Source organism: Wenzhouxiangella sp. XN24, from assembly GCF_011064545.1.
GTDB lineage: Bacteria > Pseudomonadota > Gammaproteobacteria > Steroidobacterales > XN24 > XN24.
In genome coordinates this window covers 195,584-219,123 of the sequence record NZ_JAAMFG010000017.1, presented here as the reverse complement: position 1 = coordinate 219,123, position 23,540 = coordinate 195,584, and the positions used below count along the sequence as shown (strand labels likewise).

Below are 23,540 nucleotides of genomic sequence, written 5' to 3'. Positions count from 1 at the left end.
CATGACCAGCAACCTTTCCGGCATCCTGGCGGGCACGCGAGAACGGACGCGGACTGGGGCGCATGTGCTGGCGCTCGTGATTGCTGCGACGTTCGGCGCGGGACTGTCCTGGGCGCCCGCGGTCGAGGCGCAGCAGCCCGGCGCACAGAAGCGCGAGTCACGGGCCACGCCCGCCATGCGCGAGAGCGTCTATCGCGAACTGAGCGCGGCGCAGACGGCGGCCGACAACGGTGACGCGACGGAGGCGATCCGCCTGCTGGATCGTGTGCAGCAGCGCAAGGATCTCAACAGCTACGAGCTGGCCCAGCTCTACAATTTCTACGCCTTCATCTATTACTCCCAGGACCAGTACGACAAGAGCGTCGAGGCCTACCGCAAGCTGCTGGCGCAGCCCGACATCCCCGAGGCGCTGGAGATCAGCACGCTCTACGGCATCGCGCAGCTGTCGCTCGTGACCGAGGATTACGAGGGCGCCGCGGCTTACCTGGAGCGCTGGTTCCGGCTGGTTCCCGATGCGGGTCCGGACGCCTATGTGCTGTTGTCACAGGCCTACTACCAGCAGGGCGAGCACGAAAAAGCGCTGCGCCCGCTCAACACCGCGATGAAGCTCGCCCGCGAACAGGGCCGGCCCATCAAGGAGAACTGGTGGCTCATGTCGCGGGCGCTGAATTTCGAGCTGGGCCACTACGGTCGCGTGGTGGAGGCCCTCGAGGCGCTGCTGACGGACTACCCGCGGAAGGAATACTGGGTCCAGCTGGCCGCCATGTACGGTCAGACGGACCAGGAGAAGAAACAGCTCGTCGCCTACGAGATCGCCAACGAGCAGGGCCTCCTGACCCAGGAGCGGGAGCTCGTGCTGCTCGCCCAGCTCTATCTCCAGCAGGACGTGCCCTACAAGGCGGCGCGGGTGCTGGAGGACGGCATGGAGAACGGCCGCATCGAGAAAAAGGCACGGAACCTGCGGTTGTTGTCGCAGGCCTGGATGCTCGCGCAGGAAAGTGATAACGCCATCGAGGCCCTCAGAGCGGCGGCAGCCAGTTCAGACGATCCGGAGCTCTACCTGCGCCTCGCGCAGCAATACGCGGGGCTTTCGCAGTGGCAAAACGCGCTGGAAGCTGCCGAAACCGCACTGGAAAAAAACGTCGAAGCAAAAGGCGAAACGCACATGCTGATGGGCATGGCGCAATTCAACCTGGATCGTCTCGACCAGGCCCGCCGGAGCTTCCGCGCCGCGACCGGTTTCGAGCGCAACGCGCCGAGCGCGCGGCAATGGATCGAGTACATCGACCGGGAGCAGGCGCGCAAGGAACAGCTCGCGCGCGCGCGGTGACGTTCTTGCAGCGCGCACTGCAGCAACGGCATGTGGCGCTACTCCAATTCGACATCCGGCTGTAACAGCAGCTTCATAAATCCCCCCTAGACTGCGCGCCAATCGACCGTTCGGTGCGGGTCGTCCAGACCATCGCGCCAGCAAATTCTAGTGTTCACCGCCCCCGGGGGATCTTTAATCATGCGGGTATTCGTAGCAGTCTGGCTCCTTGCGTTTTCGAGCATCGGCTTCGCAGCGCAGTATGGTCCCGGCGACGTGGCTGTTTTCGTTTTCGACCGCGGTCTCCCTGCCGAAGGCGTGACCGTCGAGCTGGATGGCGAGCGGCTGGGCGAGACCGACGAGCTGGGCGCGCTCGATCTCGTCGTCGGCGCAGGCGCTCACGAGTTCACGTTCTCCCGATCCGGACGCGTCGTCGCAACCGTCCCGTTCGATCTGTCCGCACGCCAGTCCGCGGAGATCTCCGTCACGCTACTTGGGATCGGCCGCGAACCCCGTGTGCAGCTGCGCCAGTTCGAGGGAGCAGAAGGTGTCGCGACTGTCGGCGGAACCGTTTACGATCCTTCGGGGAACCCGCTCGGCGGCGCCACCGTCAGTGTGCCGGGCCAGCAGGCCGAGGCGCTGACCGCGGACGACGGCAGCTTCAGCCTGCAGATGGCGCGCGGTGTGTTCGACCTGAGCATCGACCATCCGGAGTATCCCGCCCTGACCTTGCCGGGCGTGCGCGCCCTCGCCAGCGTGGAGGGATCGCTCGATATCGTCCTTCGCTCTGCCGCGACCGCCGACGGCGGCATCGAGGAACTGGTGGTCACGGGTCGTTATATCCCGGACACGGCCATCGCCAACGAGCGCAGTGCCGAGTCCGTGCTCGACGTGATCACCGCGAAGGAGATTTCCCTGGCGGGCGATTCGACGGCTGCGGATGCCCTGCAACGCGTCACGGGTGTGACCATCCAGAAGGATCTTCCCGTCGTGCGCGGTCTCAATGACCGTTTCTCGACCACCTTGCTGAACGGCGCAGAGATTCCCAGCCCGGACCCGTCGCGACGCGCCATCGGCCTGGATATTTTTCCGACCGACCTGATCGGCGGGATCTCCGTGCAGAAGACCTACACGCCCGACCTGCCCGCCGATTTCTCGGCCGGCGCCATTCGCATCGAGACGCGTGGCGTCCCGGAAGAGGTCGAGGGAAGCCTGTCGGCCAGCGTCGGCTACAACACCCGATCCACCACCGAGCGTGGCCTGATCTACCAGGGCGGCGATCGTGACGATCTCGGTTACGACGACGGCACACGGGATATCCCGAATGTCGCCGCGACGTTGACCAACAGCGGCCGCACGCCGCTCAGCGCACTGACGCCGGCGCAGAACGAGCAGGTGGCCGAGTCGCTGCCGAACAACTACAACATCATGGGTTCGGAGCTCGATCCGGATTTCGGCTTCGCCGCCTCTCTCGGAGGCCGGGCGGATCTCGGTGATGTGCCGGTCGGCGCACGAATCGCATTGCAATACGACAACAAGTGGCGCTTCCGGCGCGAGTCCCGCGCCAGCTTCACCAACATCACCTCCGGCGGATTGTTCGGCGAGGACTCGGAGCTGCAGCGCACGGAGAACACCGTCACCACCGGTGCCATGCTCGGCGCGACCGCCGAACTGGATCCCCGGAACACCATCAACCTGCTGTCGCTGTTGTCACGAATCTCCGTAGACGGGACGTTCTTCGAGCAGGGATTCAACGTCAGCGATTCGCGGGATTTCCGCAGCCTGACGCTGGAATGGTCGGAATCCCAGCTGTTGTCCAACCAGCTCAGCGGCTCACACGAGCTGGACTGGCTCGGCGGCTTCGCCGCGGACTGGCAGGTGTCGCTCTCGAATGCCGAGCGTGACGAGCCCGGTACCCGCGAATACACCTACTCCCGTCCCGCCGGCAGCGATGAAGTCTACCGGTTGGCGACCGGGCCGGGCGAAGCCGGCCTGCCTCCGGTGTGGAGCTGGGAATTCCTGGACGAAGACACCCTCGATGCGGGTCTCAATCTCGCCTTCCCGGCCGAGTTGTTTTCGAACTGGACCGGCGAATGGAAGGTCGGCGTCGGCGCCGTGCAACGCGAGCGGGACTACGAAATCGTCCGCTGGCGCTTCGCCCTGGCGCCGGGCGCAGGAGCGAACGATCCGTTCTTCTTCGAGACGTTCGCCTTCCCCTCGCCCGAAATGATCCTGATCCCGGAACGCATCGGACCCGACGGCTTCCAGCTGGTGAATGCCAGCACCGCGGCCGCCGGCGGGGCCAACGCCGACAACTACCAGGGCGAGCACGACATCCTGTCGACTTACCTCATGGGTGACTTTTACATCGGCAGCGCCTATCGCCTCCAGGCCGGTGCCCGCATCGAAGCCTCGGACCTGTCGGTGACGACGAGCTCCCTGACCACCCAGGGCGCGGTCAGCGAGGGGCGGATCGACGAAACGGACGTGCTGCCGGCCGTCAACCTGACATGGTTCCTCAACGATGAGAGCCAGCTGCGCATGGCTGCCAGCAAGACGCTCAATCGCCCGCAGTTCCGTGAACTTTCGCCGGCGCCCTTCCGCGATCCCGAGACCCGTTTCGAGGCCGTCGGCAATCCGAATCTCGACCAGGCCGAGATCCTGAATTTCGACCTCCGTTACGAGCGTTACTGGTCGAACGACGAAGGCTTCACCATCGCGGCGTTCTACAAGGATTTCACCGATCCTATCGAGGTCGTGACCATCGGTGGTGGCTCCGACGATCGCGGTGTGCGTTCCTTCGCCAACGCCGACGGCGCGGAGCTCTACGGCGTGGAGATGGATGCCCGCTACAACTTCGCCAGCCTGGCCCCCAACACGCCGTTCTTCTCGAACATGTACATCGCCGGCAACCTGGCGTTGATCGAGTCCGAGGTCGAGGTCAGCGCGTCCGATCTCGGGGTCAGCACCAACAGCAAGCGCCGCCTCCAGGGGCAGTCGCCCTGGGTCGGCAACGTGACTTTCGGTTACAGCAACCCGGAGCGGGAAATCGACGCGGTGCTGCTGGTCAACGCCTTCGGTGAGCGCATCAGCGAGGCGGGGATCAACGGTGTCCCCGACGCCGAGGAACAGACGGCGACGCAGCTCGATTTCAACTATCGCCAGGCGTTTTTCGACAACTGGATGCTCGGCGTTAAGTTCCGCAACCTGCTCGACAGCAAGATCGAGGTCCAGCAGGGCAACACGATACAGCGCAGCTACCGCACCGGCCGGACTTATTCGCTGTCCCTGGACTACCGGTTCTAGCCCGGTCCGGTCGACTCTTTCGTAATACCACCGCAACAACCACCACTTATCTTCGACGCGCCCACAGCTGGAGGAATCTCCGATATGTTTTCAAAGAACACCGCCCTTATCGCCATCATGGCCAGCGCCGCGATCATCGCGGGCTGTGATGATGACGACGGATCCGATTTCGGACCCGGATCTCCCTCGATCGTCATCAACCAGCCGCCCATCACCGTGATCGTTCCCGGTGGCGGCGGTGGCGAGACGCCCGACCCGACGCCCGGCGACGACACCGTGGGTGGCCAGCCGATCGGGCCCGGCCTGGTCGACAATCCCAACGACCCGATTCCGGACGGCGCGATCCTTGGCCTGGTCGCGTCGAACGACGGCGACAGCGCTACCGGCCCGACACCCGCGCCGGCCGCCGTCGCGTCGGATCCCTGGGCGATCGCCGATTTCTTCGCCGGCGCGAGCGCCACGACGCCCTTGAATAATACCGAGGACGTCCGTGGCGCCATCGACAGCACCGGCATGCCCATCGGCTCGCCGGCCCGCCTGTCCGCCGCCTTTTCCGCCCCGGACGTTTGGCCCCCCGCTTCGGCGACCGATGCGACCTCGCTGCCGTTGCCGTCCTATATCGGCAATACCAGCTACATCGGCGCGATGGCGCCCGGCGTCGCCCGCGCGGACCAGTGGACCCGCGACTGGACCGTGCGCGTCAACGGCAACAACGACGTTTGGGGCTTCGCCGGCGGCGAGCCTGGAACGGCCCTGGCCGGCAACACCTCCGCGCCGGTTGCTGACGGCACCTGCCCCACGGGCACGACACTGGCCGGATCGTTCTCCGACCTGATCGGCGCCCTGGCCGACGACGGCGAAGGCCTGTTCACCGGCAGCGCCGCGAGCGGCGACTACGACGTCTGTACGTTGGCGGCCCGCTATGACACCGACGCTTCGACGATCACGTTGACCAATGACAACGTCTACAACATCGCCGACGGTTTCCCCGGCACCAAGGTCGGCACCGGCGACGACGAAGACGCGACCAATGACGTCAGCGTCAACCTCGTGATCGAAGCCGGCACGCTGATCTACGGCGAGCCGCAGGAAGCGTTGATCGTCACCCGCGGTGCGACCATCGAAGTCAACGGCACCCGCGATGCGCCGGTGGTCATGACCTCCCGCGCGCAGCTGACGAATCGCTTCGACGGCGATCCTTCGACCGGCGTAGATGGCAGCCAGCAGGGCGAATGGGCCGGCTTCGCGCTCATGGGGCGCGCCCGCAGCAACCAGTGCGGCGGCGGCGATTTCGCCAACTGCAACGTGCTCGCCGAGGGCGGTGTTGGCAGCTATGGTGGCGACGACGACGAGGATTCCTCGGGCAACGTCAACTTCCTGGTCATCCGCCACGCCGGCAACGACCTCGACGGGCAGGGCAACGAGCTGAACGGCTTCACCCTGTTCGGCGTGGGCCGCAACACCGAGCTGCAGTACGTGCAGATCCACCGCGGCTTCGACGACGGCATCGAGTTCTTCGGCGGCAATGCCTTCATCCGTTACCTGGTGCTCACCGGCAACGGCGACGACAGCCTCGATTACGATTCCGGCTGGACGGGCGGTGCGCAGAACGTGCTGATCATCCAGGAGGGCGCCCCCCGCGGCAACAACGGGATCGAGGCCGATGGCCGCTTCGCGCTGGAGCCGTTCACCTTCGAGCTGCTGGCCAACGTGACGATCCTCGGCCCCATCAACCGCGCGTCGAACAATCCGGCTTCGGGTGATGAGGGTATCCGGTTCCGCGAGGGCAAGCGCGGGCAGGTGCACAACTCGATCGTCACGGGCGAGTACAGCGGTTGCATCAACTTCAACGACGATGACACCTTTGCGCGCGCCGACGAAGCGGGTGGCACGGCCCCGAACGACCCGGGCCCGCACCTGATCTTCCGCAATTCCATCGTGGATTGCGTCGCCGGACCGAACTACAAGCAGGAGTAAGGCTGACGGTTACACGCCCGACCCGCGCCACGGAAGGTGCGGCGCCGGGCGACCACCACCAAAATAGCCTGGAGCGGCGTCGCAGGAAACTGCGGCGCCGTTTTTTTAATGGCGCCGGTATCTCACGGAGCATCTATACTCGGGTTGAGTGAGCCATGCCCGCTGGTGTCACGGTGGACGGAAATGCTTTCGCAGGAACGGCTGTATTCCACCCTGGACGGACTCGAGACGTTGACCACCGATGTCTCCGAGGACGACCTCGTGAACATGGCCGTGGAGCTTGCGCAGTCGGCGACCGACAGCGCCATCGCCTATCTGCATTTTCTCAACGACGACCAGGAGACGATCGAACTCGTCACCTGGTCCGAAGCGACCCTCAGGCATTGCCAGGCGACTTACGACCGCCATTACCCCCTCGCCGCGGCGGGAATCTGGGGCGACGCGGCTCGTACGGGCCTGCCCTGTATCCACAACGATTATTCCGGCGAGGCCGGACGCCGGGGACTGCCGGCGGGTCACGTGCCGCTGTCACGCCACCTCGCCGTGCCGGTCGTGGACCAGGGGCGCGTGCGCATGCTGATCGGGGTCGGCAACAAAGCCGGGCCCTACGACGAGTTCGACACGCACCTGCTGGATATCGTCGCGCGTCGTGCGTGGTCCGTGGTTCGTCAGCGCCGCATGGTCCGCCGGCTGCTCAGTATCGAACGCCAGTTCGTCGAGATGGAGAACGTCAACCTGTTCTGCGGCCTCCAGTACGACTGCGATCTCGATCAACTGGCTTGCGATTCCATGTTCGCGACGGTTTTCCGCATGGGTGCGATGGAACCGCTGCCTGCCCGCCTGGAAGAGCTGCTGGCCTTCATCGCTCCGGAGGATCATCAGAACGTCCGCTGGCTGCTCGGCGAACCGGGCGAGACGCGCCGCGAGGCAAAGATCCGATGCCGGAGACCGGGCGGTGACTTCACGGCCGAGTTGCGCAGCAAGTACCGCCGGCGCGAACTGGGCCGCGGATTCGTGGCCGTGGCGACCTTGCAGGATTGCTCGCATCAGGTCGATATGGACGTGTTGCGGCACCGCGCCGAAACCGACCCGCTGACGGGATTGCCGAACCGCCATCGCCTGCACTCGTTCCTCGACGCTCCCCGGGACGCGCCCGGAGCCGGCCCGGTGGCATTTCATTACATCGACCTCGACGGGTTCAAGCCGGTCAACGACGCGCATGGCCACCTCGCGGGCGATGAGCTCCTGCGGATCATCGGCAAGCGCCTGCAGGGCACGGTCCGCGAGGAGGACCTCGTGGTGCGCCTCGGGGGCGATGAGTTTGCCCTCGTCCAGTCGACGGTCGACGGGCCGTCGTCGGTGCTGGCGATGGCAGAGAAGGTCATCGCGGCCATAGAAGCGCCGGTGGTGATACGCGACGAGACGCTGCAGATCAGCGCGAGCATCGGAGCGGCGATCCGGACAGGGTATGATCAGCCACTTCACGAGGTCATCGCCGCCGCGGACCGGGCGCTCTACCAGGCCAAGGCGGCGGGCGGTGGTCGCGCGGTCTTCTGGCATTGATCCAGCGTCGCCCGCATCACGCGGCCCGCTGTCAACGGATTGGAGCACGGCATGAGAACCGGAGTTTCACAACTTCGCGCAGCAGCAGCAATGACTTTCGTGGCGCTGGCCCTGGGTGGCTGTGCGTCGATGAACAAGAGCGAGTGCCTCGCCGTCGACTGGCGGGTCATCGGCTACGAAGACGGTGTCGCGGGCCATGCCGGCGATCGCGTCGCGGTGCATCGCAAGGCGTGTGCGAAGCACGGCGTGGCGCCTGACCTGGAGCGCTACCAGCAGGGGCGCCGGGAGGGCCTGGAGGAGTATTGCAGGCCGGCCAACGGGTTCCGGGTCGGCGCACGCGGTGTTGCCTACCAGGGCGTCTGTCCCGCTGAGCTCGAGGCCGCATTCACGGCGGCGCACCAGTCGGGCGCCCGGCTGCACTTGCTGGAGTCGCGGGTCGCGCAGGCTGATTATTCGCTTCGCGCGAAACAGCGCGAACTGGAGGCTCTCGAGGAATCGATGTTGCAGAACTCGCTGATCGTAGTCAGCGCCGAATCGACCGCCGAGGAGCGCGCGCAAGCCCTGCTCGATACGCGCCGCATGGCGGAGGACTCCGGGCGACTCAAGAGCGAGGTCCGCCAGCTCGAATCGGATCGGCAGGTCCTCGCACAGGACCTGGAAGCCTATCGCGCCAGCCTCGCGGAAGGCATCTAGGCGAGCCGGTCTTGTCATCCCCGTCGTGAGTCGTTACCGCTTCGACGCTTTTGTTTTCGATCCCGCTGACGGGCGACTCGAACATGCCGTTACAGGCGAATCCACCACGCTGCGCCCCCAGGTCGCGGCGCTGCTGGCCAGGCTCCTGGAGAGTCCCCGCACCGTCGTGGACCGCGAGGCGCTGTGCCGCGCCGTGTGGGGCGAGAAGGCCGTCGTGGATTTCGAGTCCGGGCTGGCGGCGGTGGTGCGGGAATTGCGCCAGGCTTTCGTGGAGCTTGGCGGTACGGCCGAACTCCTGGAAACCATGCCGCGCCGTGGTTATCGCCTCCTGGCCGACGTCATGCCGCTCGACCTGGGCGTCGGGCCGCCGGGGGACATGCCGGGTTCCCCGAATACGCGCCGGCTCGCCACCCGATGGCCCGGGTTCGTCCTCTTTTCACTGGCCGGAGCGGTGCTCCTGGCCGGTCTCGCCTGGTGGCTGCAGAAGGCGCCCGACCCGGCGGCAGGTGATGCGGAGCCTGGTCAGGCGGCGCTTGCCGTCTTGCCCTTCGAGCGTTTCGGCGCCCCGGGCACGGACGGCACGCGACCCGAACTGTTGCTGGCCGACAGCCTGCTGGCGGAGTTGTGGCGTGCCGACCTCAGGGACGTCGTGCTGATCGGTCGCGCGACCCTGCGTCCTTACCAGGGGCGAGAGGATGTGGCCACCGCGGTGGCACGGGATCTCGGCGCCCGCCTGCTCGTCGAGGGCAGCATCGTACGGAACGAAGCCGACTGGCAGGTCACGGCCCGCCTGCTGGAAATGCCCGGGGGGCGGGTCCTGTGGCTGGACACGGTGGAATCCTCCGCGGATGTCCTGCCGGCCGGTGACATCGCGGCTCGGCTTGCCGAAAGCCTCGCGCGCGCCTGGGCCACGCAAGCCGGACCACAGGCATTGCAGGGCCTCGGAGAGTAATCGCAGGGCACTGCAGAGTAATTCCAGGGAAGTTTCATGGAAATTCCAGGCGCTTCCCATGGCGGGAACGCCGCTCCGGCGCCATGCTCGTCTCATCGGACCATTCCATCGAGGGAGATTTCCATGCCCAGGCTCAGACTTTCGGCGGTTTTACCGGTCGCGCTCATCGGGCTGCTGCCGGTCACGCTCCAGGCAGACGATTTCGAGACCGTGAATCCCGGCCCTGACGCGGCGCAGATCAGCGGGAGGCCGGGTAACGAGGTACAGGATATCTACCCGGTGAATTTCATCGAGATCAACGGGAAAAACCTCATTCCGCGCAGCATCCTGTGGCTCGAGCCGGGCAGCTACACCATCAAGGTCCAGGTCCTCGCCACGCAACCCCGGCCGCCCGCCGCTCGTGCCAGGAGACACCAGGACTACCCCGGGCACAACGTCATCGAACTGGAACTCGAGGCCGGAAAAACCTACGAGATCCGCGCCCGTTTCAACAAGGGGAGCGAGGGGCCGCCGTACAGCGTGATACTGCACCGCGTCGATGAATAGCCCCGTTGCCGGATAGCGCCTCCCCGGGGCTTTCGCTATAGTGCGGCCACCGTGCCTATGACTCACGCATGCCGCCGATGGCTCCGGGGATACCGCGCATGACCCGGTCTTCCGTGCACCGCAACTGCGGCACGGCGGCTCGTGTTGCGCCGCGGGCCCCCGATCAGCAGGTCACGCTGGCCGCCGAACTTTGCGCGCAACGCGGCGCGCGCCTCACGGCGATCCGGCGCCTGGTCCTCGAGCTGTTGTGGCGGCGCAACGAGCCGATGGGCGCCTACGAGCTCATCGAGGACTGGAAGCGCGCCACGGGACGGACGGTCGGTCCGCCGACCGTGTATCGCGCCCTGGAATTCCTGATCGCGCAGGGCCTCGTGTCCAAGCTGGAGAGTCGCAATGCCTTCGTGCCTTGCGCGCACCCCGAGCACCACCACATCTGCGTGTTTTTCATCTGTGTCGTCTGCGGGGCCTCCACCGAACTCGAGGATCCCGATATCGAGGCGCAGCTGTCGCGCGATGCCGCCACACTCGGTTTCCGCATCGGCCGCCGGATCGTGGAGGTCCAGGGCACGTGCGCGGCGTGTGCGGACGAGTCAGGGGTGGCGCCGCACGCCTGAGCCCTGGATGCCGGGCCGGGCGAGTCGAGCCGAGCCGACGTTCGCACATGCCGGACTGGGTCAGGCGCGAAACGACACTCGCACGCGGGCCACGCTTTCCACCTGCCTGCTGGCTCGCCCCAGCCTGTCGGCTGCCTCGCGGGCGGCCTCGATGCTGTCGAAGGCCCCCAGCGGCAGCTGGAGCTCGAGATAGGCCTTGCCGTCGAGGTAATGAAACATGACGTCGTCCGGCGCCAGCGTCATGCCGACTTCCCGCCAACGCGGTTCCAGCTGCGCCAGCAATGCCTCCCTGCCCGGGAGATGGCTGCTAGGCGCCGCGCGCTGGTCATCTTCCGGGTCGATGTGCACCAGCACGTCGTCGAGATCTTCGTGGTTGGCCTTCAGCACGTCGGCAACCGCGTCGCTGATCCGGTGTCCTTCGGAGACGCTGATGCGCGGCGCCACCAGCACGTGCACGTCCGCGAGCAGGACGCTGCCCATGCGCCGCGTGCGCAGGGCGTGGGCGCCGCGCACCCCATCGATGCTGCGCACGACCGCCAGCAAGCGCTCCTGTTCCTCCGGCTCGACGCCGGTGTCGATCAACTCGAAAGCGCTGCGCCAGATCATCTTCGCACCCATGCGGCCGATCAGCACCGCGACCAGGATGGCGGCGGCCGCATCCATGAACGGCAGGCCGGCCAGTGTGGCGCCGACGCCGATCAGCACCACGATCGAGGAGACGACGTCGGAACGGTGATGCCAGGCGTTGGCCTCGAGCAGCCTGGAGCGCACCTTGCGCGCGCTGCGCATGGTGTAGTGATAGAGCGCTTCCTTGGAGACGATGGCGAGGACCGCGAAGAACAGCGCCAGGGGTGTAGGCGCGAGGAGGGCGTCCGGTGACAACAGGCGCCGGCCCGCATCCAGCACGATGCCCATGGCGACTGCGAGCAGCACCATCCCGACCGCCACCGTGGCCAGTGTCTCGATCCGCCCGTGGCCATAGGGATGACGGGCGTCGGCGGCCGCGTTCGCCTTGCGGGATGCGAACAGCACCATGAAGTCGCTGGCGAGGTCCGACAGCGTGTGGGCGCCGTCGGCGATGAGCGCCTGCGAATGCGTCAGCACGCCGCCGACCAGCTGCGCCATGGCCAGCCCCGTGTTGATGACCGCGCCGGCGAGGGTGACGCGCCGCATGATGCGGTAGCGTCCTTCCCCCGGGCGGCCTGCGGACTTAGCTGTCTCCATGGAATGTGGACTCCCGGGTCCCGCGCGAACTTCGTTCCGGAGTCGGAAAACCTTGAATGTATTGGTTTCTTGCGCCGGACAAGTTCACATTTTGACGGTAGACTCGGGCGTTTACCATCGTTGCACCTGCTGTATTCCGGAGGTCGGCTTGCTCAACGCCAGGAATCTTCCAACCCATCTTCCTTTGCTCTGTGCCGGCAGCCTGCTTCTCGCCGGCCTCGCCGCGAGTCATCCGGCCGAGGCCCGCACGCTGGGCGAGGTCGAATTCGAGTCCTGCGTGCTCACGGCGGCCGGGCTGCCCCGCCCGACCGAGGCCCAGTGCGCCACGATCGCCGTGCCCGAGGATCCGGCCGCGCCGGCGGGCCGCATGATCGACCTTGCGCTCGCCTGGATTCCGGCGGATGCCGAACCCGAGCCGGACCCGGTGTTCCTCATCGCCGGTGGCCCCGGGCAGTCCGCGCGGGAGAGCTACCCGGGTGTTTCTTTCGCATTTCGCGACATATCGAGGAGTCGGCATATCCTGTTGCTCGACCAGCGTGGCACCGGCGGCTCCAACCTGCTGGCCTGCCCGGAGTTCGATGCCGGCGATGAGTCCGTGGACCTTGCGGACCTTTCGATGGAGCAGATCCAGGAGTACGCCGAGGATTGCCGCGATGAGCTGTCGGAAAAGGCCGACCTGCGTTTCTACACGACCGCGGAGGCGGTCTTCGATCTCGATTTCGTGCGCCAGGCGATCGGGGTGGAGCAGGTGAACCTGGTGGGCGTTTCCTATGGCACTCGGGTGGCGCAGCAATACGCCAAGGCGCACCCGGAGCATGTCCGCACGCTGGTGCTCGACGGGGTCGTGCCCGCGACGCTGGCGCTCGGCGGCGAGCATGCAGTCAACCTCGAGGCCATGCTGGAGCGGCACTTCGAGCGCTGCCGGGAAACGCCCGCCTGTGTGGAAGCGCTCGGGGATCCGCGCGAGAAACTGGCGACGGTGGCGGCCCGCCTGCGCGCCGGCGGCCTGGAACCCGTGCGCTATCGCGATCCGACGAGCGGAGAGTGGCGCGAGGTGGAACCCGTCTACGAGCACCTGTCGGCGGTGATGCGCATGTACGCCTATTCGCCGCTGACGGCTGCTGCATTGCCCCTCGTGCTCGACCAGGCGGAGGCCGGGGACTATGCAGCCCTGATGGCCATGGCGGACATGATGATGAGCCAGCTCGGCGGGCAGATCGCCTCGGGAATGCACAATTCGGTGATCTGCACTGAGGATGCCGATGACGTCGCGGGGGGCGCCTCCGACGACGCCGCGGGCACGGTGCTGGGCGACGACTTTGCCGAGCTGCTGTTGACCCAGTGCGCGATCTGGCCGCGGGGCACCCTGCCGGAAGATTTCCGCAGTCCCCTGGCGGGCGACATCCCGGTGCTGGCGATCTCCGGCGAGTACGATCCCGTGACCCCGCCGCGCTACGGCGACGAGGTGGCGGCGTCGCTGGCGCGCGCGCGGCATCTCGTGCTGCCGGGCCAGGGCCACAGCGTGATGGGCGTCGGATGCATGCCGAAGCTGGCCGCCCAGTTCATCGAGGCGGCCGACGCCTCGGAACTCGATGCGAGTTGCCTCGAACGACTCGCGGCCCCGCCGCCCTTTTCCGGCCTGCATGGCTGGGAGCCTTGAACGGAGTATTGCCGTCATGATCAAGGTGAACGACCTGCACAAGACCTTCAAGGCCAAGACGGGGCTCGTACGCGCCGTCGACGGCGTGAGTTTCGAAGCGCCCGACGGCCGGATCACGGGCTTGCTCGGGCCCAACGGCGCCGGCAAGACGACGACGCTGCGCATGCTTTACACGCTCATGCGGCCGGAAAAGGGCACGGTGCACGTGGACGGGCTCGACGCGGTCCGGGAGGCGGCCGCGGTGCGTCGCAGCCTCGGCGTGCTGCCCGACGCGCGCGGGGTCTACAAGCGGCTGACGGCGCGCGAGAACATCACCTATTTCGGGCGTCTCCACGGTCTCGACGCGGGCACCATCGCGGCGCGTACCGAACGACTGGTGTCTGCGCTGGGGATGGAAGATTTCATCGATCGCCAGTCCGAAGGCTTCTCGCAAGGCCAGCGCACCAAGACCGCGATCGCGCGCGCGCTGGTGCACGACCCGAAGAACGTCATCCTGGACGAGCCCACGAACGGGCTCGACGTCATGACGACGAGAGGGCTGCGCGACTTCCTGCTGACCCTGAAATCCCAGGGTCGATGCGTGATCCTCTCGAGCCACATCATGCAGGAGGTCGGCCTGTTGTGTGACCACATCGTGATCATCGCGAAGGGGAGGGTGACGGCCCAGGGCAGCGCCGACACGCTGCGCCGTCTCAGCGGGGAGGAGAACCTCGAGGATGCCTTCGTGCGTCTCATCGGCTCCGAGGAGGGCCTCGCCGCATGAGCACCGTTTTCACCGTCATGCGCAAGGAACTGCTCGACCTGTTCCGTGACCGGCGCACCGTCATGCTGGGCCTGTTCATGGGGCCGTTGCTGTTTCCCGCGCTGATCCTCGGGATGGGTGCGATGGCGGAGTCGCGTGCCAAGACACAGCTGGAGAGCACGCTCGAGCTGCCCGTGATCAACGCGGAGCGGGCGGCGAATCTCATCGCCTACCTCGCGACCCGTGACATCGAGGTGATCGATCCGCCGGACGATCCCCAGCAGGCGATCCGCGACCAGGCCTACGAGGTGATCCTGAGCATTCCCGAGGACTATGCCGAGCGCTGGCGTGCCAGCCGTCCGGCGCTGGTCGAGGTCCTGTACGACAGTTCCCGACAGGATTCCCGCATTCCCGTGTCCCGCGTCGAAAGCGCATTGCGGTCCTACAGTCGCGAGGTCGCCACGATGCGACTGCTGTTGCGCGGCGTCGATCCCGCCCTGGGCGAAGCGCTGGTGCCGGGGCGGCGCGACCTGTCCACTCCGGAGGCCCGTCGCGGCATGGCGCTGGCCTTTCTGCCTTACCTGCTGATCTTGAGCGCGTTCCTCGGCGGCGCCTATCTCGTGATCGACGTCACGGCGGGCGAGCGCGAGCGCCAGTCCCTCGAACCGCTGCTGGCGACGCCCTCGAGCCGCGAGGCGATCATGAGCGGCAAGATCGCGGCCGCGTGTGCCTTCGGCATGCTGAGCCTGTTGTTGATCCTGTTGAGTTTCAAGCTCAGTTTCCAGTTCGCGGGGAGCGGTCCGTTTCGTGGCGTGGACGTCTCGTTTCTCGCGATGCTCAAGCTGCTGGCGATCCTCGCGCCGATGGTGTTGATCGGCACCACCCTGCTGACCCTGATCGCGGCCAGCGTGAAGTCGGTGAAGGAGGCGCAGAGCTACATGAGCGTGCTCATGCTGCTGCCCATCATCCCGACGATCGTGCTGTTGATCAGTCCCGTGAAAAACCAGTTGTGGATGTTCGCCGTGCCGTTCCTCGCACAGAACCAGACCATTCTCATGGTGCTGCGCGCAGAAAGCATCTCGGCGCTGGAATGGATGGTGTACGTCGGCGCGGGCTTCGGGCTCGGGTTGCTGCTATGGCTGGTGGCGGCGCGCCTCTATCACCGCGAGAAACTGGCCATCAGCGCTTGAGGAGAAAGCCTGCGTGTTGTCGCTGATCCTCACCATCCTGGTCGCCGGCCTGTTTTTCTGGGGCGTGCTGATCTTCAACCGGCTGGTGCGCGACCGCAACCAGGTGCGTGCCGCCTGGAGCGACATCGACGTGCAGCTGACGCGGCGTCACGACCTCGTGCCGCAGCTCGTCGATGCGGTTCGCGCTTACGCCGATTACGAGCGCGCTACGCTCACCGCCGTGACCGAGTTGCGCGCCCGGGCGGAGCGTGCCGCCCACCTGCCGGACAAGGCGCGCCTCGAGGACGAGATGGCGGCCGGCCTGCAGCGCCTCCTCGCCCTTGCCGAGGCTTATCCCGAACTCAAGGCCGACGGGAATTTCCTGCAGCTGCAACGTGACCTCGTGGAGGTGGAGGATCATCTGCAGTATGCGCGCCGTTTCTACAATGGCGCGGTGAGGATTTACAACACGCGCATCGAGACGGTGCCGGACCTCCTGGTGGCCCGGCCGTTGAGCTTCAGGCCCGCCGAGTTTTTTGCCGTGGACGACGAGCAGGCCCGGCTGGCGCCGCGCGTGGCGCTCGGCTGAGATGCTGCGCCGCTTCGCCTTCGCGCTGCTGATCGCCTCCGGGGCCATGCCGGCCTGGTCGGCCGAGCGCATTCTCGACTACCAGAGCGAGATCGAGGTCCGGGCGGACGCTTCGATGGAGGTCACCGAGACCATCCGCGTGCAGGCGGAGGGCGAGGCCATCCGGCGCGGCATCTTCCGCGACTTTCCGACCGACTACAAGGATCGCCTCGGCAACCGCTACCGCGTGGGCTTCGAGGTCCTCGAGGTGCGCCGTAACGGCGCCGACGAGCCATACCGCGTCGAGCGCCGCAGCAATGGCGTGCGGGTCTATGCCGGAAGCGCCGATCGTTTCGTCGAACACGGACCGCACGAGTACGTCATCCGCTACCGCACCGACCGGCAGCTCGGCTACTTCGAGAACCACGACGAGCTGTACTGGAACGTCACGGGGAACGGCTGGGACCTGCCCATCGAGCGTGCCGGCGCCGTGGTCCGCCTCCCGGCGTCGATCCCGATGGACGACGTCACCGTGGCGGCTTACACGGGTGCGCAGGGCGGCATGGGGCAGAGCTTTGCTACCGACATCGCCGGTCCGGAAGTCCGCTTCGACGTGACCCGGGCCCTGGGGCCGCGCGAGGGATTGACCATCGTCGTCGGCTGGCCCAAGGGCTATGTGCATGAACCCGGACCCGCAGAGCGCATGGAACGGACTTTGCAGGACAACCGCGGCCTGTTGATCGCGGCCGCCGGGCTCCCGCTGGTGCTCGGCTACCTGTTCTGGGCGTGGTGGCGTCATGGCCGTGATCCCCGCCCGGGGGTGGTGTTCCCGCACTACACGCCGCCCGGCAACTATTCGCCCGCTTCGGCGCGATACATCAGGCGCATGGGCTACGACGCCCGTGCGTTCACGGCCGCAGTGCTCAGCCTGGCGGTGAAGGGTCACCTGCAGATCGAGAAGCACGACAAGAAATACAGTTTGCTGCGCAGCGAATCCGACCAGCCGCTTGCCGCGGGCGAGGCCGCCTTGTTGCGCGCCTTGTTCGAGTCGGGGGCCGCGGTCGAGCTGGACAACGAGAATCATGCAACGATCAGTGCCGCCCGCAGCGCTCACCGCCGCGCCCTGCAACGCGACTACAGAAAGACTTATTTCCTCACGAATTCCGCCATGCTGCTGCCTTCTCTCGGCGCCACTGTCGCGCTGGCCGTCGCCATCGGCCTCCTGGACGCCTTCCAGCCGCTGGTATTCGTCCTGTTCGGCCTCGTCCTCGTGGCGCACATCGTGTTTCTCTACCTCATGCGCGCCCCGACCGCGCGAGGTCGCACGCTCATGGACAAGCTCGCGGGTTTTCGCAATTACCTGGAGGTCGCCGAGAAGGACGAACTGAACCTGCGCAATCCGCCGGAGAAGACGCCGGAGCTGTTCGAGCGCTACCTGCCTTTCGCGCTGGCGCTGGATGTCGAACAGGCGTGGGCGGAGAAGTTCGCCGGCGTGTTCGAGCGTCTCGAGGCCCGGGAAGGTACTACGTATCAGCCGGCCTGGTATCACGGGTCTTTCGACGCGCGCGACCTCGGCGGCTTCACGGCCGGGGTAGGCACGTCGTTGAACTCCGCCATTTCCTCGGCCGCCACGGCGCCGGGATCGACCTCCGGAGGCGGTGGCGGCGGCTTCTCGGGCGGCGGTGGCGGCGGAGGCGGTGGCGGCGGCTGGTGACGGCGGCAGATTGCCGTGTCCGCCGCGATCAGCCCCAGCCGATCTCGTCGAGGTAGTCGTCGTCGAGGCCGAAATAGTGGGCCAGCTCATGCAGTACCGTCCGCCGCACCTCCTCGCGCAGCGCCTCCGGCTCGAGCCCGAGCTCGAGGTGCGGCTGGCGGAAGATCCAGATCGTGTCAGGCATGACATCGACATAGTCGAGCCCGCGATCGGGCAGCGAGATACCCTCGTAGAGTCCCAGCAGCCCGTCGCCATCCGGATCCTGCTCGTCGTCCGGCCATTCCTCGACCACGACCCGCAGGTTCTCGATCCGCGCGACGGCCCAGTCCGGCAGGCTGTCGAGAATCTCGTCTATCGCTTGTTCAAACTCGGCGCGTTCCATGTGTGCAGATTAACAGCTGCGGGGGTCTGGACTCAGCCGGCGAACTGCCACAAAGTGTAGCCATGCCGCAGAAACGCGCCCTTGTCGTCGACGACTCACGTTCCGCCCGCGTCGCGTTGCAGAAGCTGCTCCAGCAGTACGATATCGCCGTGTCGTTCGCGGAGTCGGGTGAGGAGGCGATCGATTTCCTGAAGCACCAGGAAACCGACGTGATTTTCATGGACCACAGCATGCCGGGCATGGACGGTTTCGAAGCGGTGTCCGTCATCAAGTCCGATCCGCGTACGGCGATGATCCCGGTGATGATGTACACCGCCAAGGAGGGCGAAGTGTATGTCGGCCAGGCGCGCGCTCTCGGGGCGCTCGGGGTGCTGCCCAAGCAGGTGCAGCCGGGCGTGCTGTACGAGATGCTGCTCAAGCTCGGCCTGGTTCGGGAGCGGCGCGCCGGGCGGCGGCGGCGTGCTGCGGATCCGGCGGCCCCTGCCGCGGCGCCATCGGCATCCCAGGACGCCACCGACCGGCTGCTGGAGCGCCAGGCGCTCGGCGCCTCGATCCAGGCGCTCGTCACACGCACCCTGCAGGACCAGCATCTCGAACTGCGCTCCGACATCCTCGCGAGCAACCGCGATTTCGCCAAGCGGGTGGCGGAGGAAATCCATGCCAGGCAACAGGCGGACGAAGAGCTGCGACGCCTGGACGTGCCGCCGCCGCGTGGCCCCGGACGTCTCGGCGCGGCACTGATCGCGCTGCTTCTCCTCCTGCCGGCCGGCATCCTGGGATTCCTGTTTCTCGAGGCGCGCGCGGACCGGAATGCGGCTCATGTCGAGACCGCCCGGCTTGCGGAGGAACTGGCCGTGCAATCCGGCGTGGTCGATGCCTTGCGCGCCGAGCTGCGCGACCGCGTAGACGCGGAACGCCTCGAAGCCGGGGGCAGGTACCACGAGCTGGTCGATGCCCTGCAATGGGCGGTCAACCAGGACAACACCTACGGCTTCGACGACATCCCGTTCGACGACGTCCGGCTCGAGCGCCTGCGCGAACTGCTGGATCGGCTGGCCGGAATCGGATTCCGGGGGACGGTCCAGCTCGACGCGCACCTCGGCGAGTTCTGCCTGGCCCAGGACGGCGCGGGCGGCTATCGTCCGGCGGATCCCGAGGTCGCCGTCACGGAGTGTGCGCAACACGGTTACCCGCCCGGCCTGGCCGACGGCTTGAGCGAGCGCCAGTCGGTGAGCTTCGCAAACTTTCTCGCCAGTTCGCCACTGCTGGCCGACGGGGCCATCGAGGTCCGCGTCCGGGCCCGTGATCCCCGAGAGTCGGTGCGCCGCTATTCTTTCCCGGCAAGCATCCGCACGGCAGGGGAGTGGAACGAGGTCGCACGGCTCAATCAACGCGTCGAGTTCAGCCTCATTCCCGCCGAGTGAATGCCCCGGCCGCCAACGCCGACCGCCTCCGGATCCAGGGCCTGTCCATAGGTGCCCTGAACGACGTTTCGCTCGACGTGGCGGCCGGGGAGATCGTGTGCCTCTCGGGCGAGTCGGGTTCCGGCAAGACCCGGCTGCTGCGGGCGATCGCCGATCTCGAGCCTCACGAGGGCGAGGTGACGCTCGGGGAGGAACGACGATCCGCCGTGGCGGCCCACTGCTGGCGCGGCTGGGTGATGCTGGTCCCGGCGGAGAGCAGCTGGTGGGCGGACCGCGTGATCGAACACTTCATGGAACCGGTGCCCGGCAGCCTGGCGGCGTTCGGCTTCGGCGAGGAAACCCTCGACTGGGAGGTCGGCAGGCTGTCTTCCGGAGAGAAGCAGCGCCTGGCCGTGCTGCGGGCATTGTCACACGAGCCGCGCGCCCTGTTGCTCGACGAGCCGACGGCCAATCTCGATCCCGACACGACGCGCACGGTCGAGTCCTGGTTACGTGAACACGTGCGCGCGCAGCGCATTCCGGTGATCTGGGCGGCGCACGATCGGGCGCAGATCGGGCGCGTCGCCGATCGGCACTTCACGATCCGCGGCGCGGCGCTCGAGGAAGAGCCATGTCGTCAGGACTGATCGAACTGGCGTGGTGGGAGTTGGCGACCGGCGCCTTGCTGGTCGTGGCGCTGGCCGTTGTGACGCATGTCGGCCGGCTCGGCCTCAGTCGCGACCTGCTGGTCGCCGCAGCGCGGATGGGCCTGCAGCTCGCCATCATCGGCCTCGTGCTGGAGGCGCTGTTCTCCGTCGCCGCATTCCAGTGGGTGGCGCTGATGGCAGTCATCATGCTGCTGCTCGCGGGGCGCGAGGTCATGGCACGGCAGAAGCGGCGCATGACGGGCGGATGGGCGTTTGCCATCGGCACGTCCGCGATGTTCGTGTCCTCCTTCACCGTGACGGTTTTCGCGCTCGTGATCGTCATCGGGCCGGCGCCCTGGTACACGCCCCAGTACGCCATACCCCTGCTCGGCATGTTGCTCGGCAACACGATGACCGGGGTGGCGCTGGGCATGGACCGGCTGACCGACAGCGCGTGGCGGCAACGCCCGGTGATCGAGGGCCGGCTGATGCTGGGCATGACCTGGAGCGAGGCGATCGGCGACCTGCGGCGCGACGCCATGCGCAGCGGCATGATCCCGATCATCAACGGCATGGCGGCCGCCGGCATCGTCAGCCTGCCGGGCATGATGACGGGGCAGATCCTGGCGGGGAGTCCGCCGGCGCTCGCGGTAAAGTACCAGGTGCTGGTGTTCCTGTTGATCGCCGTCGGCACCGGATTCGGCACGGTCGTGGCGGTGCTGGCCGCGAGCCGCCGGCTGTTCGACGAGCGCCAGCGGCTCCGCCTGGAACGACTCTCCTAGCTGGTCGGGATCATCACCGAAGTGGCGACGATCGCGTATTCCTCCAGCGGTCCCTCGATGGCGGCGGGATCCTCGCCAGCATCCTCCGCGTAGTGGCGTGCCTGGGCCTCGGAGAGCTGCTTGCGCTTGAACGTCCCGACGATCGTCACGTCCTTGCCGCCGGAATCCGTAGGTACGAAGAAGCTGTAGTCCACGAAGGTGATGCGCGCGACGGAGTCGCCGTCCTGTGCGACGAAGAAGCAGCCCTTCTTCTGGCAGACTTTCGAGACCGTGGCGGTGGCATGGACCTGCTGGTCGGCGTACTTGTCGCTCGCCGCGATGATCTGCCCCAGCCGCACCGGTTCGCCTTCCGCGTCGATGGGCGCGCCGAAGACCTCGTAACCGTCCCCGGTCTGTACGGGCTCGGAAAGCCGGATGGCCTCACTGGCTCCGGCAGTGGAGACGACGAACAGGGCGAAAAGCGAAATCGGCAGGGCGAGTGTCTTCACGGCGGCACCTCGGCAGTGATTGAAGGCCAGGCATGACACCGGCAGGTGGCACGCGCTGGCGGAGTCCGGGCAGGAAGAATAGCAAGCAGAGGCCGCTTCACGCCACAGGCGTCGGACGCCGGGCAGGGGCCAGCGCCGCGAAGGTGACCCCGCCCGCGGTCCCGGCGGCGACCATCAGCAACAGGCCGGCGGCCTGGCGGGTCGCGGCGACGGGTGTCATCGGCAACAGCGTGTTCATCAGGAAAATCGCCGCCCAGACAGCCGCGCCGCCGGCGAGGCCGAAGAGTGCCGCACGCGCGACACCACCGGGCGCCCACCGGCGCGCCAGGCCGGCCGCGACGGGAAAGGCGATGCCGAAGCCCGTGGCGACGATGAGTGCGAGTCCGGGCGCGAACCCCGCGATATCGAGCAAGGTCGTCTCGATGCGCAGCCCGGTCGGCACCGGTCCGTCGAGCGTGGCCACCGCAGCGAGATTGAACTGGGTCTGCACGATGCTGCCGAGCACCGCCGCGACGCCGGCGGCGAGCAGCCAGGCGAGTATCAACGTGATGTTTCTCTTCCGTTGCATGGGCTCCTCGTGGCGACCCTGCGCTGCGGCCACGCCAAAAAAGGTCCGCCGGGCTTGCTAAGCTTGCAGTGTCACCGATCGGAAAAAGATATCCAATGACTGCACGCTCGATCATCCCCTGGCTCGCCACCCTGCTGCTGCTGGCCGGCGCGCACTCGGGCGCGGCCGATTACCGCGTCACCACGGTCGCCGCCGGGCTTGAGCACCCGTGGTCGATCGCGTTTCTGCCGGGTGGCGACATGCTGGTCACGGAGCGCGCCGGGCGGCTCAGGCTCATCGAGGGCGGGGTGCTGCAACCGACGCCCGTCGGTGGCGTGCCCGAGGCTTACGTGCGCAGCCAGGCCGGTCTCTTCGAAGTCCTGCTCGACCCGGAGTACGAGAAAAACGGCTGGGTCTACCTGTCGTTCGCGCATGGCACGGGGCGTGCGAATTCGACGCGGGTGGTGCGCGGGCGGCTGCGTGGCGACGCGCTGGAGGATGTCCAGGTGCTGTTCACGGCCCAGCCGACCCGTGACACACCCTTGCATTATGGCGGGCGCATGGCGTTTCTGGGCGACGGCACGCTCGTGATCGGCCTCGGGGACGGTTTCGATTTCCGTGAAGAGGCCCAGCGACTCGACAGCCACACCGGCTCCATCGTGCGCATCCGCCGCGACGGCGGCATACCGGAAGACAACCCCTTCGTCGGTCGCGAGAACGCCTTGCCGGAGATCTACAGCTACGGGCACCGGAATGTACAGGGGCTGGTCTTCGACGCGCGAAGCGGCCGCTTGTGGGCGCACGAGCACGGCCCGCGCGGCGGGGACGAGGTGAACCTGATCCTGCCCGGACACAACTACGGCTGGCCCGTGGCCACCTTCGGCGTGGATTACTCCGGTGCCCGCATCACGCCTTACACCTCGCGACCCGGCATGGAGGACCCGGTCATCGACTGGACGCCCTCCATCGCGCCGTCCGGGATGACGCAGTACCGTGGCGAAGCGTTTCCCGCATGGGACGGCGATCTGCTGGTCACGGCGCTGGTGGCCCGCGAGCTCCGCCGCATCGTCCTCGATGGCGAGGAGGTCGTGGAGCAGCTTTCGCTGCTCGAGGAGATCGGTGAACGCTTGCGCGACGTGCAGGTCGGTCCGGACGGGGCGCTGTACATTCTCACCGACTCGTCGCGTGGACGTGTCCTGCGAGTCGCGCCGGCCCCGGCCCCGTAGTGCCCTGTGGCACGTTTTTCCGGCGTTC

21 protein-coding genes are annotated in these 23,540 nt (G+C 66.9%); 17 read left to right on the top strand and 4 right to left on the bottom strand.

The features are described 5' to 3' along the window. Position 1 precedes the first annotated feature (1 nt). From G6032_RS01210 to G6032_RS01175, 8 genes are all read left to right on the top strand, one after another. Entirely contained in the window at positions 2 to 1,330 is a 1,329-nt protein-coding gene (locus G6032_RS01210) for a tetratricopeptide repeat protein (protein ID WP_165280300.1), read from the top strand. Positions 1,331 to 1,510: 180 nt separating this feature from the next. Next, a complete protein-coding gene (locus tag G6032_RS01205) occupies positions 1,511 to 4,615 on the top strand; it encodes a TonB-dependent receptor (RefSeq protein WP_165280299.1) in 3,105 nt (1,034 codons plus the stop codon). Between the two features lie 84 nt (positions 4,616 to 4,699). After that, a complete protein-coding gene (locus tag G6032_RS01200; RefSeq protein ID WP_165280298.1) occupies positions 4,700 to 6,592 on the top strand; it encodes a hypothetical protein in 1,893 nt (630 codons plus the stop codon). 183 nt (positions 6,593 to 6,775) lie between these two features. Further along, the gene (locus tag G6032_RS01195; RefSeq protein ID WP_165280297.1) at positions 6,776 to 8,155 is read left to right on the top strand and encodes a sensor domain-containing diguanylate cyclase; all 1,380 of its coding nucleotides are present in this window, start codon (positions 6,776 to 6,778) and stop codon (positions 8,153 to 8,155) included. 90 nt (positions 8,156 to 8,245) lie between these two features. Then, positions 8,246 to 8,848, top strand: a complete 603-nt coding sequence (locus tag G6032_RS01190) for a DUF2799 domain-containing protein (protein WP_165280296.1) — start codon at positions 8,246 to 8,248, stop codon at positions 8,846 to 8,848. A 25-nt stretch (positions 8,849 to 8,873) separates the two neighbouring features. Next, complete coding sequence (locus G6032_RS01185) at positions 8,874 to 9,800, top strand: winged helix-turn-helix domain-containing protein (RefSeq protein ID WP_165280295.1); 927 nt, start codon at positions 8,874 to 8,876, stop codon at positions 9,798 to 9,800. A gap of 123 nt (positions 9,801 to 9,923) precedes the next feature. Then, complete coding sequence (locus tag G6032_RS01180) at positions 9,924 to 10,346, top strand: hypothetical protein (protein WP_165280294.1); 423 nt, start codon at positions 9,924 to 9,926, stop codon at positions 10,344 to 10,346. A 98-nt stretch (positions 10,347 to 10,444) separates the two neighbouring features. Further along, positions 10,445 to 10,960 carry a Fur family transcriptional regulator gene (locus G6032_RS01175; RefSeq protein ID WP_165280293.1) on the top strand — a complete coding sequence of 172 codons (516 nt, stop codon included), beginning with the start codon at positions 10,445 to 10,447 and terminating at the stop codon, positions 10,958 to 10,960. A gap of 60 nt (positions 10,961 to 11,020) precedes the next feature. Here G6032_RS01175 and G6032_RS01170 read toward each other — a convergent pair whose 3' ends face one another. Beyond that, positions 11,021 to 12,184, bottom strand: a complete 1,164-nt coding sequence (locus tag G6032_RS01170) for a cation diffusion facilitator family transporter (RefSeq protein ID WP_165280292.1) — start codon at positions 12,182 to 12,184, stop codon at positions 11,021 to 11,023. Between the two features lie 148 nt (positions 12,185 to 12,332). On the opposite strand from G6032_RS01170, the gene G6032_RS01165 reads away from it, so the two are divergent. From G6032_RS01165 to G6032_RS01145, 5 genes are read left to right on the top strand one after another with little or no spacing between them, the layout of a single operon-like run. Next, the gene (locus G6032_RS01165; RefSeq protein ID WP_165280291.1) at positions 12,333 to 13,844 is read left to right on the top strand and encodes an alpha/beta hydrolase; all 1,512 of its coding nucleotides are present in this window, start codon (positions 12,333 to 12,335) and stop codon (positions 13,842 to 13,844) included. A 16-nt stretch (positions 13,845 to 13,860) separates the two neighbouring features. Beyond that, positions 13,861 to 14,607 (top strand): ATP-binding cassette domain-containing protein, encoded by a 747-nt coding sequence (locus G6032_RS01160; RefSeq protein ID WP_165280290.1) that lies wholly within the window; start codon positions 13,861 to 13,863, stop codon positions 14,605 to 14,607. Then, positions 14,604 to 15,776, top strand: a complete 1,173-nt coding sequence (locus G6032_RS01155; protein ID WP_165280289.1) for an ABC transporter permease — start codon at positions 14,604 to 14,606, stop codon at positions 15,774 to 15,776. The genes G6032_RS01160 and G6032_RS01155 overlap by 4 nt, the downstream gene beginning before the upstream one ends. A gap of 13 nt (positions 15,777 to 15,789) precedes the next feature. Then, positions 15,790 to 16,344 (top strand): LemA family protein, encoded by a 555-nt coding sequence (locus tag G6032_RS01150; RefSeq protein WP_346763731.1) that lies wholly within the window; start codon positions 15,790 to 15,792, stop codon positions 16,342 to 16,344. A 1-nt stretch (position 16,345) separates the two neighbouring features. Continuing rightward, on the top strand, positions 16,346 to 18,037 hold the full coding sequence (locus G6032_RS01145; RefSeq protein WP_165280288.1) for a DUF2207 domain-containing protein: 1,692 nt from the start codon (positions 16,346 to 16,348) through the stop codon (positions 18,035 to 18,037). A gap of 28 nt (positions 18,038 to 18,065) precedes the next feature. On the opposite strand, the gene G6032_RS01140 is transcribed toward G6032_RS01145, so the two are convergent. Further along, on the bottom strand, positions 18,066 to 18,419 hold the full coding sequence (locus G6032_RS01140; RefSeq protein WP_165280287.1) for a metallopeptidase family protein: 354 nt from the start codon (positions 18,417 to 18,419) through the stop codon (positions 18,066 to 18,068). 62 nt (positions 18,420 to 18,481) lie between these two features. On the opposite strand from G6032_RS01140, the gene G6032_RS01135 reads away from it, so the two are divergent. Genes G6032_RS01135 through fetB form a run of 3 tightly spaced genes read left to right on the top strand, consistent with a single transcriptional unit; the run spans position 18,482 to position 21,251 of the window. Then, on the top strand, positions 18,482 to 19,843 hold the full coding sequence (locus tag G6032_RS01135; RefSeq protein WP_165280286.1) for a response regulator: 1,362 nt from the start codon (positions 18,482 to 18,484) through the stop codon (positions 19,841 to 19,843). Further along, on the top strand, positions 19,840 to 20,469 hold the full coding sequence (locus G6032_RS01130; protein WP_165280285.1) for an ATP-binding cassette domain-containing protein: 630 nt from the start codon (positions 19,840 to 19,842) through the stop codon (positions 20,467 to 20,469). The genes G6032_RS01135 and G6032_RS01130 overlap by 4 nt, the downstream gene beginning before the upstream one ends. Further along, positions 20,454 to 21,251 (top strand): iron export ABC transporter permease subunit FetB, encoded by a 798-nt coding sequence (fetB, locus tag G6032_RS01125; RefSeq protein WP_165280284.1) that lies wholly within the window; start codon positions 20,454 to 20,456, stop codon positions 21,249 to 21,251. The genes G6032_RS01130 and fetB overlap by 16 nt, the downstream gene beginning before the upstream one ends. Here fetB and G6032_RS01120 read toward each other — a convergent pair. Together G6032_RS01120 and G6032_RS01115 are read right to left on the bottom strand one after the other, a co-directional pair. After that, entirely contained in the window at positions 21,248 to 21,739 is a 492-nt protein-coding gene (locus tag G6032_RS01120) for a DUF4920 domain-containing protein (RefSeq protein ID WP_165280283.1), read from the bottom strand. The two genes, fetB and G6032_RS01120, sit on opposite strands and share 4 nt — an antisense overlap. A gap of 97 nt (positions 21,740 to 21,836) precedes the next feature. Beyond that, positions 21,837 to 22,307, bottom strand: coding sequence for a hypothetical protein (locus G6032_RS01115; RefSeq protein ID WP_240901842.1), 471 nt, complete (start codon positions 22,305 to 22,307; stop codon positions 21,837 to 21,839). A 95-nt stretch (positions 22,308 to 22,402) separates the two neighbouring features. Here G6032_RS01115 and G6032_RS01110 point away from each other — a divergent pair, with 95 nt between their 5' ends. Beyond that, entirely contained in the window at positions 22,403 to 23,512 is a 1,110-nt protein-coding gene (locus tag G6032_RS01110; protein ID WP_165280282.1) for a PQQ-dependent sugar dehydrogenase, read from the top strand. The last annotated feature ends 28 nt before the right edge of the window (positions 23,513 to 23,540 follow it).

What these genes read in the sequence shown, in the direction of transcription:
- G6032_RS01210 (WP_165280300.1), top strand. Translation starts at nt 2, where the DNA reads ATGACCAGCAACCTTTCCGGCATCCTGGCGGGCACGCGAGAACGGACG.
- G6032_RS01205 (WP_165280299.1), top strand. Translation starts at nt 1,511, where the DNA reads ATGCGGGTATTCGTAGCAGTCTGGCTCCTTGCGTTTTCGAGCATCGGC.
- G6032_RS01200 (WP_165280298.1), top strand. Translation starts at nt 4,700, where the DNA reads ATGTTTTCAAAGAACACCGCCCTTATCGCCATCATGGCCAGCGCCGCG.
- G6032_RS01195 (WP_165280297.1), top strand. Translation starts at nt 6,776, where the DNA reads ATGCTTTCGCAGGAACGGCTGTATTCCACCCTGGACGGACTCGAGACG.
- G6032_RS01190 (WP_165280296.1), top strand. Translation starts at nt 8,246, where the DNA reads ATGACTTTCGTGGCGCTGGCCCTGGGTGGCTGTGCGTCGATGAACAAG.
- G6032_RS01180 (WP_165280294.1), top strand. Translation starts at nt 9,924, where the DNA reads ATGCCCAGGCTCAGACTTTCGGCGGTTTTACCGGTCGCGCTCATCGGG.
- G6032_RS01175 (WP_165280293.1), top strand. Translation starts at nt 10,445, where the DNA reads ATGACCCGGTCTTCCGTGCACCGCAACTGCGGCACGGCGGCTCGTGTT.
- G6032_RS01170 (WP_165280292.1), bottom strand. Translation starts at nt 12,184, where the DNA reads ATGGAGACAGCTAAGTCCGCAGGCCGCCCGGGGGAAGGACGCTACCGC.
- G6032_RS01160 (WP_165280290.1), top strand. Translation starts at nt 13,861, where the DNA reads ATGATCAAGGTGAACGACCTGCACAAGACCTTCAAGGCCAAGACGGGG.
- G6032_RS01155 (WP_165280289.1), top strand. Translation starts at nt 14,604, where the DNA reads ATGAGCACCGTTTTCACCGTCATGCGCAAGGAACTGCTCGACCTGTTC.
- G6032_RS01145 (WP_165280288.1), top strand. Translation starts at nt 16,346, where the DNA reads ATGCTGCGCCGCTTCGCCTTCGCGCTGCTGATCGCCTCCGGGGCCATG.
- G6032_RS01140 (WP_165280287.1), bottom strand. Translation starts at nt 18,419, where the DNA reads ATGGAACGCGCCGAGTTTGAACAAGCGATAGACGAGATTCTCGACAGC.
- G6032_RS01135 (WP_165280286.1), top strand. Translation starts at nt 18,482, where the DNA reads ATGCCGCAGAAACGCGCCCTTGTCGTCGACGACTCACGTTCCGCCCGC.
- fetB (WP_165280284.1), top strand. Translation starts at nt 20,454, where the DNA reads ATGTCGTCAGGACTGATCGAACTGGCGTGGTGGGAGTTGGCGACCGGC.
- G6032_RS01115 (WP_240901842.1), bottom strand. Translation starts at nt 22,307, where the DNA reads ATGCAACGGAAGAGAAACATCACGTTGATACTCGCCTGGCTGCTCGCC.
- G6032_RS01110 (WP_165280282.1), top strand. Translation starts at nt 22,403, where the DNA reads ATGACTGCACGCTCGATCATCCCCTGGCTCGCCACCCTGCTGCTGCTG.